This is a genomic window from Oceanicella sp. SM1341 (assembly GCF_003448965.1).
Lineage (GTDB): Bacteria > Pseudomonadota > Alphaproteobacteria > Rhodobacterales > Rhodobacteraceae > Paroceanicella.
The window spans coordinates 97,837-110,345 of the sequence record NZ_QRGC01000009.1 but is presented as its reverse complement, the minus strand read 5'-3'; the positions used below and the strand labels follow the sequence as shown (position 1 = coordinate 110,345).

Below are 12,509 nucleotides of genomic sequence, written 5' to 3'. Positions count from 1 at the left end.
TCACTTGTGCCGGATGCGGGGGTTGATCAGCCCGTAGAGCAGATCGACGAGCAGGTTCACGATCATGACCACGGCGGCGATGAGCAGCAGGCCGCCCTGCACCACCGGGTAGTCGCGCCGGAAGATGGAATCGACCATCCATTTCCCGATGCCCGGCCATGAGAAGATGGTCTCGGTGAGAATGGCGCCGGCCAGCACCACGCCCACCTGCAGGCCGATGGTGGTGATGACGGGGATGAGCGCGTTGCGCAGCGCGTGCACGTTCACCACCCGCCAGGGGCTCATGCCCTTGGCGCGGGCGGTGCGCACGTAATCCTCGCTCAGCACCTCGAGCATCGCCGAGCGCGACTGGCGCGCGATCACCGCCATGGGAATGGTGGCGAGCACGATGGTCGGCAGGATGAGATGCGAGACCGCCGAGGCGAAGGCGCCGCTCTGCCCGGAGAGCAGGCTGTCGATCAGCATGAAGCCGGTGACCGGCGGGAAGAAGTAGAGCAGCGAGATGCGGCCCGAGACCGGGGTCCACTGCAGGATGCCGGAGAACAGGATGATGAGCAGCAGCCCCCACCAGAAGATCGGCATCGAGTAGCCCACCAGCGCCGTGCCCATCGACACCTGGTCGAACCACGACCCGCGCCGGATGGCGGCGAAGACACCGAGCGGGATGCCCACGATGGTGGCGAGCAGCATGGCGCAGAGGCCGAGCTCGACCGTGGCGGGGAACAGCGCCATGAACTCGGTCAGCACCGGTTTCTTGGTGACGAGCGACGTGCCCAGGTCACCCTGGAACAGCCCGGCGAGATAGCCCAGATACTGCTCCCACAGCGGGCGGTCGAAGCCCAGCTGGTGCAGGAGCTGCTGGTAGCGCTCGGGTGAGAGGCCGCGTTCGCCGGCCATCAGCAGCACCGGGTCGCCGGGCAGCACGCGTACGAAGCCGAAGGCCACGATGGTGATCCCGAAGAAGGTGGGAACCAGCACCGCGAGCTTGGCCAGGAGGAATCTGAGCATGAGGGAACCTCTGCCTGCCCGCCGGCCGCAGCCGGCGGGTGGCGATGGGCTTCAGATCACTCGGCGATGTCCACACCGTCGAAACGGTGGCTGCCGAGCGGGTTCATCTTGTAGCCGGTCACGTTGGTGGACATCGGCATGAAGACGGTCGAATGGGCCAGGGTCGCCCAGGGCGCCTGGTCCTTGAAGCGCAGCTGCGCCTCTTCGTAGAGAGCGGTGCGCTCGGCCTCGTCGGAGGTGGTGCGCGCCTTCTCGATCAGGGCGTTGAAGTCCTCGTCGCACCAGTTGGCGCGGTTCGAGCCGCCCACGGCCGCACAGCCCAGCAGCACGCCCATGAAGTTGTCCGGGTCGCCGTTGTCGCCGGTCCAGCCGAGGATCACGGCACCGTCACGCTCCTTGTCGGAGGATTTCTTCAGGTACTCGCCCCACTCGTAGGAGACGATCTCGACGGTCACGCCCACCTCGGCGAAATCCGCCTGGATGAGCTCGGCCGTGCGGCGCGCGTTGGGCATGTAGGGGCGCTGCACCGGCATGGCCCAGACCTTCATGGAAAGGTCGGTCACGCCCGCGTCCTCGAGCATCTTCTTCGCCGCTTCCGGGTCGTAGGCGTCGTCCTGGACCGCGTCGTTGTAGCTCCACATCGTGGGCGGGATCGGGTTCTTGGCCACCTGGCCGGTGCCCTGGAACACCGCGTCGATGATCGCCTGCTTGTTCATCGCCATGTTGAGGGCGCGGCGGACCTCGGGCTTGTCGAACGGCGCCTGCAGCGTGTTGTAGGCGAGGTAGGCGACGTTGAGGCCCGGCTGCTCCATCACGGTGATCGCGTCATCGGACTGCAGCGCTTCCACGTCGGCGGGCGACGGGTAGGGCATCACGTGGCACTCGCCGGCCATGAGCTTCTGCATGCGCACGGCGGGGTCGGTGGTGATGGCGAAGATCAGGTCGTCGATCGGCTGCTTGCCGCGCCAGTAGTCCGGGTTCGCCTGGTAGCGGATCACCGCGTCCTTCTGGTAGGCGACGAACTGGAACGGGCCGGTGCCGACGGGGATCTGATTCAGGTCCTCCTTGCGGCCGGCCTCGTCGAGCGTCTCGGCGTATTCGGCCGAGAGGATGGAGGCGAAGTCCATCGCGAGATTGGCGATGAAGGGCGCCTCGGGGCGGGTGAGGGTGAACTTCACCGTGTAGTCATCGACCTTCTCGATGCTGTCGATGAGCGTGCCCATGTCCATGGCGTCGAAATATTCATAGACGATGCCGGCGGTATACTCGTGCCACGGGTTGTCGGCGTCCTTCTGGCGGTTGAAGGAGAACAGCACGTCATCGGCGTTGAAATCGCGGCTGGGGGTGAAGCCGTCGATGGTCTGGAACTTCACGCCCTCGCGCAGGTGGAAGGTGTATTCCAGCCCGTCGTCGGAGACTTCCCAGCTCTCGGCGAGGCCGGGGATCACCTTCGTGGTGCCGTTCTCGAACTCGACCAGGCGGTTGTACACCGGCTGGGAGGAGGCGTCGAAGGTGGTGCCGGCGGTGTAGGGCGCCGGGTCGAAGCCCTCGGGGGAGCCTTCCGAACAGTACACCAGGGTTTTGGCGGATGCGCCGCCGGCCAGCGCCAGCGTGATCGCCGTGGCGGCCAGGAACCGCGTCTTGATTGTCATTGGAAACTCCTCCGTTGGATTCGGCATTTTGGCCCGGATGGGGCGCGCAAGTAACCGACCGGGTGACAGAGCCGCAACCCTTCCACAACAGCTCACGCGGCCTTTGCGGGAGTTTGAACGTAACGTCAATTACCCCCCGTCACCGGCGCCGGGGCCCGCCCGGCGGGGCGGATCCTAGATCATGCAGCGATTCCCATGAAGCGCCGGCCCGCATTGTGCGGAAAACCGGACAGGCCAGCCGGCATTACGCCATTCAACCGGCCGGGCCGCAGGCCTATCCTCTGCAGGCGGGCGGCCCGCGCCGCCCCCGACGAACCGGAGAAAGACCATGACCGACACCAGAACAGCCCTCGTGACCGGAGCCTCGCGCGGCATCGGCGCGGCCATCGCCACCCGCCTCGCCGCCGACGGCTTTCGCGTGGTGGTGAACTATGCCGGCCGCCGCGAGGCCGCCGAGGAGGTGGTCGCCGCCATCGCCGCCGCGGGCGGCAGCGCCACGGCCCTGCAGGCCGACGTGAGCGACCCCGCCGCCGCCATCGCCCTCTTCGACGCCGCCGAGGCCGCCTTCTCCACCCCGCAGGTGGTGGTGAGCAACGCCGGCGTGATGGAGCTCGCCCCGCTCGCCGAGGCCACCGACGCGCAGTTCGACCGCCAGGTGGCGGTGAACCTCAAGGGCGCCTTCAACGTGCTGCGCGAGGCGGCGCGGCGCATGGGCCCGGGCGGGCGCATCATCTCGCTCTCCACCTCGGTGGTGGGCACGAAACTGCCCGCCTACGGCATCTACACCGCCACCAAGGCCGCGGTGGAGCTGATGACCGCCACGCTGGCGAAGGAGCTGCGCGGCCGCGAGATCACCGCCAATGCCATCGCCCCCGGCCCGACGGCCACCGATCTGTTCCTCACCGGCAAGAGCGACGAGCTGATCGACCGACTGGCAAAGGCGGCGCCCCTGGAGCGCATCGGCACCCCGGAGGAGATCGCCGCCACGGTGGCCTTCCTCGCCGGGCCGGACGGCGCCTGGGTGAACGGCCAGGTGCTGCGCGCCAACGGCGGGCTGGTCTGACGCACCGGCCGCTTGGCGCTGGCATCCCCCCGGCAAACGTGATGCAGTGCGACAAGGCTCCCCGCCACGGGTGGCCCCTGCGCCTGCCTCACCCCCGGAGCCCGCCTTGCAGCCCCAGCAGCACCCCGCCGTGCCCGCCCTCCCCCTCGCGATTCTCCTCACCATCGCCGCCGGGCTGTGCCTGTCGGTGATGGACGCGATCGGCAAGCACCTCGCCGAGGGGCTGAACGTGGTCGAGGCGGTCTGGGCGCGCTACGCCGGACACACGGTGGTCATCACCGTCTACCTGCTGCGCCGCTCGGGCCTGCGCTTCCTGCACACCCGGCGCCCGGGGCTGCAGTTTGCCCGGGCCGGCACGCTCTTCGCCGCCACGTTGCTGATGTACACATCGCTCACCTTCGTGCCGCTGGCCGATGCCACGGCCATCCAGTTCCTCGCCCCGGTGCTGGTGACACTGTGGTCGGCGCTGTTCCTGGGCGAGCGCATCGGCATCCACCGCATCCTCGCCGTGGTGGCGGGCTTCGCGGGGGTGGTGATCATCGTGGCGCCGGGCATCTCGCTGGCCAACCCGGCGCTGTTCCTGCCGCTCGGCGTGGCCTTCGCCGTGTCCTTCTACTTCATCCTCACCCGCATGCTGGCCTATCCGGAGGAGCAGGATTTCACCCAGTTCGCCACCACCGCCGTGGGCGCCGCGGTGCTGAGCTGTGCCCTGCCCTTCGTGTGGGAGACCCCCGGCCTCGCCGACGCCGCGCTGATGTGCGCCATCGGCATGGCGGGGGCGCTGGGGCATTTCCTGCTCATATCCGCCTTCTCCATGGCCAGCGCCTCGCTGCTCTCGCCCTATCTCTACGCGCAAGTCTTCGGCTCGGCGCTGCTCAGCGTGGCCTGGTTCGGCGATCCGCTCTCGGCCCCGATGCTGGCGGGGACCGCGCTGCTGGTGGGCAGCGGCCTCTACATCTGGTGGCGCGAGCGGCGGCGGCCGGGCTGAACCGCGCCCGGCTGGCACGATCGGCCCGTTCCCGGCCGCTATGCCGCTGCCGCGCGGGGCCGGGACGGGGTATCCCCCTTCCCACCGTCGGCACGGCGCCGGCCGGGAAGAGAGGAGAGCGAAGATGCGCCGAGAAGATCCCGTCACCATCCGCGAGGCCGTGCGCGGCGACGCGCCCCTGCTCGCCCGGCTGATCGACATCGCGGGCGAGGGCATCCCGAGCTGGCTGTGGCAGCGCAACGCCGGCCCGGGCGAGACACCGCTGCACTACGGCACCATCCGCGCCGCGCGCGACGAGGGCGCCTTCTCCTGGCGCAACTGCCTGGTGGGCATGGCCGGGCTGCGCCCCGTGGCGATGATGCTGGGCAGCCTGGTCACCGAGCCGGACGAGGAGGAGATCGCCGCCCTGCCCGCGCTGCCCGAGCCGATCCGCCCGCTGGTGGAACTGGAGCACGAGGCGGTGGGCAGCTACTACGTGAACGCCCTCGCCGTCTGGCCCGGGTTCCGCGACCGTGGCATCGGCAGCCGGCTGCTCGCGGCGGCGGAGGCGCGGGGCCGCGCCCTCGGCGCGCAGCGGATCTCCATCCAGGTGTTCTCGCAGAACACCCATGCCCTGCGGCTCTACGAGCGGGCGGGCTACCGGGTGGCGGGGCGGCGGCCGATCCTGCTGCACCCCTGCCAGCCCTGGTACGACGAGGACGTGCTGCTGCTGCTCAAGGATGCTGGCTGACCGGCCCCGCCGCCCCGATGGCGAGCCGGATGCCGCGGAAGCGCCGGCGGTACTCGGAGGGCGAGAGCCCCACCTTGCGGCGGAACAGCCGGCGGAAGAAGCTCGCGTCCTCGTAGCCGATGGCGGCGGCGACCTCCTCCACCGGGTCGTCGCCGGTTTCGAGCAACTGCTTGGCCTCCTCCAGCCGCAGCGTGTGCACGTAGTCGATGGGGGCGAGGCCGGTGGCGCGGTGGAAACGGCGCTTGAAGCTGCGCTCGGCCAGCCCCGAGCGCGCCACCATGGCCGAGACCGCGCCGGCCTGGGCGTAATGATCGGCGAGCCAGACCTGGGCCGCCGCGATCCCGGCATCCGCCACCTGGCGCGGCGCGACCGACAGCGCCGCGAAGGGAAGCTGGCCGGCGGAATGCCAGTCCAGCAGGTAGAGACGCGCCATGCGCATCGCCTCCTCCGCGCCGCAGAAGCGGGCGACGAGGTAGAGCGCCATGTCCTGCCAGGAGGTGCCGCCGCCCGCGGTGAGCAGCCGCTGCCCCTCCCCCGAGGCGACGAGCACCCGCGCGCCCTCCACCGTCACCTCCGGGTAGGCGGCGCGCATGGCCTCGCAATAGGCCCAGTGGGTGGTGGCGGTGCAGCCGTCGAGCAGCCCGGCCTCGGCCAGCAGCAGCCCGCCCGAGCAGGCGGCGGCGATGATGGCGCCGCGGGCATGCACCGCGCGCAGCCAGTCCACCGCCGCGTCGTAGCGCCCGCCGAGCGGCGCGCCGGGGGCGACGAAGAGATCGGGGATGCAGACCAGCGCCGGGGACGGGCAGTCGGAAAAGCCGGTGTCGGGGCGGATGAAGGCGCCGTTCGCGGCGCGGAACCCCTCGGCCGAGGGGGCGACCAGCCGCGGCGCCATGTAGCCCGGGCCCGGCGGCCCGCCCGTCACCACCGACCAGTCGCGCCCCACCGAGGCGAAGATGTCGTACATGCCGAAGGCGGTGGAAGCGGTTGACTCCGGCACCACGAGAATGGCGATGTCGAGCGGCAGGCCAGTGTCGGTCATGATCTTCGGCTCCTCCCCGGGGCGGGAGAGGAGCATAGCACGGCGCGCCCGTCAGCGCGTCAGCATGCAGACCGGCAGTTCACCCCCGCAGGCGGAGGGGCGCACGGGCACGGCGCGCGCACTGCGCGCCGCCTCGATGCGCTGCAGGGCGGCGCGGCGCAGGAAGAAGGCATCCGCCTCCTCCAGCCAGCGGGTCATCTCCTGCTGGCGGGCGGCACGGGTCTCGCAGGTCCAGGGCATCGGGCGCAGCAGCTCGGCATAGCCCTCGGGCGGGGTGATCACGCCGCGCGCGCAGCCGAGCGGAGCGACACGGTCAGGGCTCGCCTCGGCCACCCCGTTGCGCAGCGCGCCGGCGATGCCGCCCGCGAACACGGCCGCGAGGCAGACGGAAACGATGTAGAGGCTTCGGCGCATGACGATCTCCCGCACCCGGACGTGTCTCGATCACGGACGCTATCGCGTTAACGTTACCAAAGCCTGAACCGCAAGGGGCAAAGCGGAATTGACCCCCCGCCGCCCCGCGCCGATCATCCGGGGATGAGATCCCGCATATCCCCCCGCCCCTCGCGCCGTGCCCTGCTCACCGGTCTGCTCGCGCTGCCCGCGCTGAGCCCGCGGCTGCGCGCCGCCTCGCCCGCCCCCGGCTTCGCCGATCGGGCCCGCGGCCTCGACCAGCTCCACGGGCTCGTGGTCTCCACCGACGGCACCGTGACCTTCGCCGAGGCCTTCCGCGGCCCGGCGCTGGAGCGGGCGGTGAACGTGAAATCCGTGTCCAAGACGCTCGTCGCCTCCCTCGTCGGCCCGGCGCTGGAGCGCGGCGTGATCGACAGTGTCGACACCCCGGTCACCCGCTGGCTGCCCGCCCCCGCGGGCGCCGACCCCCGGGTCTCCGAGGTGACGCTCGCGCATCTGCTCTCCATGCGCGCGGGGCTGGAGCGCACCTCCGGGCCGAATTACGGCGGCTGGATCGCGAGCGGCAACTGGGTGGCAAACGCCCTCGCCTGCCCCTTCGAGGCCGAGCCGGGCGGGCGGATGCTCTATTCCACCGGCTCCACCCATCTCGTGGGCGCCGCGCTGTCCGAGGCCAGCGGCGAGAGCCTGCTCGCCCTGATGCGCGACTGGCTGGGCCGGCCGCTGGGCATCGACATCCCGCCCTGGACGCGCGACCCGCAGGGCTACTACCTCGGCGGCAACAACATGGCGCTCTCGCCCATGGGCCTGATGCGCTTCGCCGAGATGGTGCGCAACGGCGGCCTGCACGAGGGCCGCCGCGTGCTGCCGCGGGAGTGGATCGAGGCCTCCTGGCAGCCGCGCACCGTGTCGCCCTTCTCGGGCGACGCCTATGGCTACGGCTGGTTCCTGCGCGATACCGCGGCCGGGCGGATGGCCTACGGGCGCGGCTATGGCGGCCAGCTGGTCTGCGTGGTGCCGGAGCGGCGCACCAGCATCGTCGTGACCTCCGACCCCACGCAGCCCGCCCGCTCCGCCGGGTATTTCGGCGCGCTGATGGACCTGGTGACGGAAGACATCCTGCCCTCGGTCTGAGCCCCCTGCCCCGCTCAGGCGGGCAGGCCCTCGAAGATCTCGGGCACCAGCTCTTCCCAGAAGGCGAAGATCGCCCTCGCGTTGAGCGCCGAGGACCAGCCGAAACGGCGGAAATCCTCGCGCTCCAGCTCGCCGTCGAGCCGGCCGAGGAACAGCCGCCGGTCGGCGTCGCGCTGGGTGGGGTTGCGGCGGCCGGCCACCGCCTCCACCGCGCGGAACCGGGCGGCGCGGGCGGCCTTCTCGGCCTCGCGGGCCTCCGCGCGGCGGCGCTCGGCGGCACCCGCCTCGGCGCGCTCGCGCGCTGCGGCCTGCGCGGCGGGCGAGGGTGCTGCCGGGGCCTCGGCCTCCGGCGCCTTGTAATCGCCCGCGATGGCGGCGGAGAGATAGCGCACCGGCGCCGTCACCCCCCGCCTGCCCGCGACATAGGCGAGCTTCTCGGCCACGTATTCTGCCCCGTGCTCGGCGATCCATTGCCGCGCGAGCCTGTCCCCCACCCCGCGGTCCACGAGCTGTCGATACACCTGGCTGGAGCGCACGCCCTCGTCGTCGTCGATGTCGAACATCGCGAGCTGGGGGTTCTCGCGGATCAGGAAGCGGATGCCGGTGATGGAGCGGCCGCGCTTCTCGAACTCCGGGGTCACCACGATGTTCGAGGTCCGGTTCACCTCGGCCACCGCGGGCTTGATGATCTTGGCGTTGAGATGCTTGAAGCTCTCGTAGTAGCTCGAGCCGTCCACCCCCATGAGCCGGCGAAAGATCTCCAGCGGCCACCAGCCGGTGGAGCCGGTGCGGGTGAAACGGTAGCAGTTCTCGTAGAGCGCCAGCCCGTGGCCGGAGGTGAAGCGCTTCTGGATGTTGAGGTTGATGAGCGCGAAGACCTTGGGGTCGTGCAGCTTCTCGGCCAGCGCCGGCGAATAGGCATAGTCGCACACGCCGCCGCGCAGCCGGGCATGGGCGAGCATCGAGGACACGCCCCATTCCTGCCGGCCCCTGTCATCGAGCATGTCCCATTCCGCCACGGTCTCGACCAGCGAGCGCAGCGCTTCGCGCAGCGTGTCCATGTCGTTGGAATTGTAGCCCACCATGAGGCAGAGGGTGCGCGCGTCTATGCTGTGGCTGGCGCGGGTCACCAGCTCGTCATAGGCATTGAGCAGCAGCACGTTCGACAGCTTGCGCTGCAACAGCGTGAGCTTGCCCGAGATGTGAATGGCCGCCACGTTCTTCTTCACCGAGCCGCGCCTCAGCGGCCCGGACAGCCTGTCCCGCGGGATGTCGAGCTCCGCCATCGCCTGCCCTCTCTTCCTGCCTGTTCCCCCGTGCCCGGCTCTGTCGGCCGCGCTGCGGGGAATCGCCGGAAAGTATGGGTCATGAGGCACCCGCGCACAAGCCGCGTTCGGGTACCCGGATACGGGGCGCGGGGCGCACGCGCCCCCGTACCGTAAGCGGGTACCTCTGGCCGCGGGCCCCCTCCCCTGCCCTGTCGGGCGCGCGCGGCCCCTGGCCCGGCGGAGTCCCACCCCCGGCTTCCGGCCGCTGCGCGCGGCGTTCGGGGGCATTTCTCCCGGGTTTCGCCCGTACCGCACCCGGGTTCCCGCCTCCCCGGATTCGGGCGCCTCCCATACCGCATCCGGGTACCCTTATGCCCGTATCCGGGTGCCCCTGCTCCTGCATCCTGGCACCCATGTAGCGGCAACGCTCTGGAAACGTACGTATTTTTGCGGTGAAAGATTCTATAATTCTTAAAGACTCTGAACCTTTGTCGTGGTCTATCGCTGGGGAGAATGGGCGAAATCTGCCGGTTTCGCCGCGAAACCACTGGCCGGGCGGCGAGCGATCAGGCATCGTGGCCGGGGAATTCACATCAAACCGCAGATGTGCGATAAAACCGATGATAAGCGCCGCAAAGGCGAACATCCACCGAGGCAGTGACACATGAGCAGGAAACCCGAGTCCACCACGCCACCCTATTTCAACATAGATCCCGAGCGCGCCGCGGGGAAGATCGGACAGCCGGTCACCACCTCGCGATTCGCCAAGGCGGCCGCCTTCTGCAGCAAGGGGCGCGAGGATCTGGCCCGCCGCGGCCATGCCCCCGAGGGCAAGAAGCGGCTGCGCCGGTTCTCCGCCTGGGAGGTGACGCGCTTCCTCATCCCTGTGGCCCCCGCCCACCTGCGCCGGGTTCTGCGCTCGAACCCCGACCTGCCCCAGGGCGAGGGCGAAGGCGGCAGCAAGTGGTTCACGCTGGAGGAAGTGCTCACCCTGCGCGACCATTTCGCCAAGGAGGGGGTCGCCACCAAGGAATACCGCCCCTGGCGCCCCGAGGGCCTGCCGGCGAAGATCGTCGCCGTGGCCAATTTCAAGGGCGGTGTGGGCAAGACCTCCACCGCGGCCCATCTCGCCATGTCGGCCGCGCTTGACGGTTACCGCGTGCTGGTGATCGACCTCGACAGCCAGGGCTCGATGACCTCGATCTTCGGCGGCGAGGTGGAGGACGAGTGGAAGACCGTCTTCCCCCTCATCGCCAAGGATTACGCCAAGGCGGTGGAGGCGGAGAACCGGGTGCGCGCCGCGCGCGGCGACACCGCCCTGCCCCTCGACGAGACACTTACCGAGGCGCTCACGGTTTCGTCGCGAAACCTGATCCAGAAAACCCACTGGCCGAACATCGACCTCATCGGCGCCCAGCTCAACCTCTACTGGGCGGAGTTCCAGATCCCGGTCTGGCGCATGGGGTTGCGCTCCTGGCCGCTGTGGGACGCGCTGGGGAATTTCCTGCAGGACGAAGGGGTTCTGGACCAGTACGACGTTATCTTCCTCGACACGCCTCCGGCTCTCGGCTACCTCACCATCAATGCGCTGGCAGCCGCCGACATCCTGCTCGTGCCGCTCGGGGCCTCTTTCCTCGAGTTCGATTCCACCGGCCGCTTCTTCGACATGCTCTACTCCACCTTCGCCTCGATCGAGGAGGGAGAGAACGCGCAGCGCCGCCAGCTCGGCATCGAGGAAGTGCAGTTCGAATGGGACGTGGTGCGGGCGGTCATCACCCGCTTCGACGCCTCCCAGCAGACCGATCTCGCCAATGTCATCCACGCCTATATCGGCGATTTCATGAATGCCTACCGGCAGGAATTCACCGCCCTGGTGGGCCAGGCCGGCGAGAGCGTGAACGGCATCTACGAGGCCGATTACCGCGAGTTCAACCGCGAGACCTACCTGCGCGGGCGCGAGGCGTTCGACCGCACCTACGCGGAGTTCAAGGAATTGCTGCTGGGTGCCTGGTGGCGCGACCAGCAGATGGCGCAGCAGGAGGCAGACCATGGCGCGGCGTAAGAGACTGGAGGCGCCGAGCGCCGAGGACCTGGCGGCGTTCGACGAGAGTTTCGCCGCGAAACCGGTGTCGGGCCGGCCAGGCATGGCAGCCCCGATCGCCCAGGTGGCCGCGGAGGCTGCGCGCGAGATCCAGCCCGGCAGCCCGGCCGAGCGCGAGGGCCGCGCCCGGCTGGAGGCCGATGCCAGCGCCTGGCGCGGGGCGATGGAGGCGGGGCGCGTGCTGCTCGATGTGCCGCTCGACGCGGTGCGCGCCGACCATATCGCCCGCGACCGGGTGATGGTCGACCATGAGGAGATGGAGGAGCTGAAGGCCTCGCTGCGCGAGAGCGGCCAGCGCCATCCCATCGAGGTGGTCTCGCTCGGCGCCGCGGCGCCCGGTGAGGTACCCGTTTACGGTCTCGTGTCCGGCTGGCGGCGGCTGATGGCGCTGCGGGCCCTGCGGGCGGAGGGCGGCGAGCCGCGGTTCGCCACGGTGCGCGCCATCCTCTGCGCGGCCGAGAGCGCGGGTGCGGCCTATACCGCCATGGTGGTGGAGAACGAGGTACGCGCCCAGCTCAGCCCCTACGAGCGCGGGCGCATCGCCGTGGTGGCGGCCGGGCAGGGCGCCTTCGCCTCGCCCGAGGCGGCGGTGGACGCGATCTTTGCCGCGGCCTCCAAGGCCAAGCGCTCGAAGATCCGCTCCTTCGCGCTGGTGCACGAGGAGCTGGGAGACCTGCTGGCGCATCCCGCCGGCCTGTCGGAGAAGGCGGGGCTGCAGCTCGCCCAGGCGCTGCGCCAGGGTTTCGCCGCGAAACTGCGCAACGCGCTCGCCGAGGCGCATGAGGCGGGGCAGATCGGCAGTGCGGAGGCCGAATGGCGGGTGCTGGAAGCCGCGCTCGCCACGCAGGCCCCGGCCGCGGAGGCGCCGCGCAAGGGCGGCCGGCCGCCGGCCACGCAGGCGCTCGGTGCGGTGCGCAATCTCGGCGATGGCATCACCGCCGAGCCGGTGCGCGACGGCAAGGGCTTCGCCATCCGCTTGCGGGGGGACGCGATGACCGAGGAGGTTCTGGAGCAGTTGCTCGCCCGGCTGGCCGCAGGGGAGTAGGCTTTGCGCCGACATGTGGCAGTGCCGCGCATAATGGGGGGATTATGCGCGTTAAGGCGCGGATGAGTCT

Annotated in this window: 11 protein-coding genes; 6 read left to right on the top strand and 5 right to left on the bottom strand. The window is 70.2% G+C overall.

The genetic code is table 11. The annotated features are described in order from the left end of the window. On the bottom strand, positions 1-1,008 hold the full coding sequence (locus tag D3P35_RS10655; protein ID WP_118134712.1) for an ABC transporter permease subunit: 1,008 nt from the start codon (positions 1,006-1,008) through the stop codon (positions 1-3). A 56-nt stretch (positions 1,009-1,064) separates the two neighbouring features. Next, a complete protein-coding gene (locus D3P35_RS10650; protein ID WP_118134711.1) occupies positions 1,065-2,660 on the bottom strand; it encodes an ABC transporter substrate-binding protein in 1,596 nt (531 codons plus the stop codon). Between the two features lie 328 nt (positions 2,661-2,988). Between D3P35_RS10650 and D3P35_RS10645 the strand changes: the two genes are divergently transcribed. From D3P35_RS10645 to D3P35_RS10635, 3 genes are all read left to right on the top strand, one after another. Further along, entirely contained in the window at positions 2,989-3,723 is a 735-nt protein-coding gene (locus D3P35_RS10645) for an SDR family oxidoreductase (RefSeq protein WP_118134710.1), read from the top strand. A gap of 106 nt (positions 3,724-3,829) precedes the next feature. Further along, on the top strand, positions 3,830-4,711 hold the full coding sequence (locus D3P35_RS10640; protein ID WP_198670556.1) for a DMT family transporter: 882 nt from the start codon (positions 3,830-3,832) through the stop codon (positions 4,709-4,711). A 124-nt stretch (positions 4,712-4,835) separates the two neighbouring features. After that, on the top strand, positions 4,836-5,441 hold the full coding sequence (locus tag D3P35_RS10635; protein WP_157982102.1) for a GNAT family N-acetyltransferase: 606 nt from the start codon (positions 4,836-4,838) through the stop codon (positions 5,439-5,441). Here the strand turns inward: D3P35_RS10635 and D3P35_RS10630 are convergent. Continuing rightward, entirely contained in the window at positions 5,425-6,480 is a 1,056-nt protein-coding gene (locus tag D3P35_RS10630) for a GlxA family transcriptional regulator (RefSeq protein WP_118134770.1), read from the bottom strand. The two genes, D3P35_RS10635 and D3P35_RS10630, sit on opposite strands and share 17 nt — an antisense overlap. Positions 6,481-6,531: 51 nt before the next feature. Further along, complete coding sequence (locus D3P35_RS10625; protein ID WP_118134708.1) at positions 6,532-6,894, bottom strand: hypothetical protein; 363 nt, start codon at positions 6,892-6,894, stop codon at positions 6,532-6,534. Positions 6,895-7,017: 123 nt separating this feature from the next. Here D3P35_RS10625 and D3P35_RS10620 point away from each other — a divergent pair, with 123 nt between their 5' ends. After that, complete coding sequence (locus D3P35_RS10620; RefSeq protein ID WP_118134707.1) at positions 7,018-8,025, top strand: serine hydrolase; 1,008 nt, start codon at positions 7,018-7,020, stop codon at positions 8,023-8,025. Between the two features lie 14 nt (positions 8,026-8,039). Here D3P35_RS10620 and D3P35_RS10615 read toward each other — a convergent pair whose 3' ends face one another. Further along, positions 8,040-9,311, bottom strand: a complete 1,272-nt coding sequence (locus tag D3P35_RS10615; RefSeq protein WP_118134706.1) for a replication initiation protein — start codon at positions 9,309-9,311, stop codon at positions 8,040-8,042. A 646-nt stretch (positions 9,312-9,957) separates the two neighbouring features. On the opposite strand from D3P35_RS10615, the gene D3P35_RS10610 reads away from it, so the two are divergent. Then, complete coding sequence (locus D3P35_RS10610; RefSeq protein WP_118134705.1) at positions 9,958-11,355, top strand: AAA family ATPase; 1,398 nt, start codon at positions 9,958-9,960, stop codon at positions 11,353-11,355. Continuing rightward, on the top strand, positions 11,342-12,439 hold the full coding sequence (locus D3P35_RS10605) for a ParB N-terminal domain-containing protein (protein ID WP_118134704.1): 1,098 nt from the start codon (positions 11,342-11,344) through the stop codon (positions 12,437-12,439). The genes D3P35_RS10610 and D3P35_RS10605 overlap by 14 nt, the downstream gene beginning before the upstream one ends. Positions 12,440-12,509: the final 70 nt, after the last annotated feature.

Coding starts and splice junctions, on each gene's coding strand:
- D3P35_RS10655 (WP_118134712.1), bottom strand. CDS start 1,008: ATGCTCAGATTCCTCCTGGCCAAGCTCGCGGTGCTGGTTCCCACCTTC.
- D3P35_RS10650 (WP_118134711.1), bottom strand. CDS start 2,660: ATGACAATCAAGACGCGGTTCCTGGCCGCCACGGCGATCACGCTGGCG.
- D3P35_RS10645 (WP_118134710.1), top strand. CDS start 2,989: ATGACCGACACCAGAACAGCCCTCGTGACCGGAGCCTCGCGCGGCATC.
- D3P35_RS10635 (WP_157982102.1), top strand. CDS start 4,836: ATGCGCCGAGAAGATCCCGTCACCATCCGCGAGGCCGTGCGCGGCGAC.
- D3P35_RS10630 (WP_118134770.1), bottom strand. CDS start 6,480: ATGACCGACACTGGCCTGCCGCTCGACATCGCCATTCTCGTGGTGCCG.
- D3P35_RS10625 (WP_118134708.1), bottom strand. CDS start 6,894: ATGCGCCGAAGCCTCTACATCGTTTCCGTCTGCCTCGCGGCCGTGTTC.
- D3P35_RS10620 (WP_118134707.1), top strand. CDS start 7,018: ATGAGATCCCGCATATCCCCCCGCCCCTCGCGCCGTGCCCTGCTCACC.
- D3P35_RS10615 (WP_118134706.1), bottom strand. CDS start 9,311: ATGGCGGAGCTCGACATCCCGCGGGACAGGCTGTCCGGGCCGCTGAGG.
- D3P35_RS10610 (WP_118134705.1), top strand. CDS start 9,958: ATGAGCAGGAAACCCGAGTCCACCACGCCACCCTATTTCAACATAGAT.
- D3P35_RS10605 (WP_118134704.1), top strand. CDS start 11,342: ATGGCGCGGCGTAAGAGACTGGAGGCGCCGAGCGCCGAGGACCTGGCG.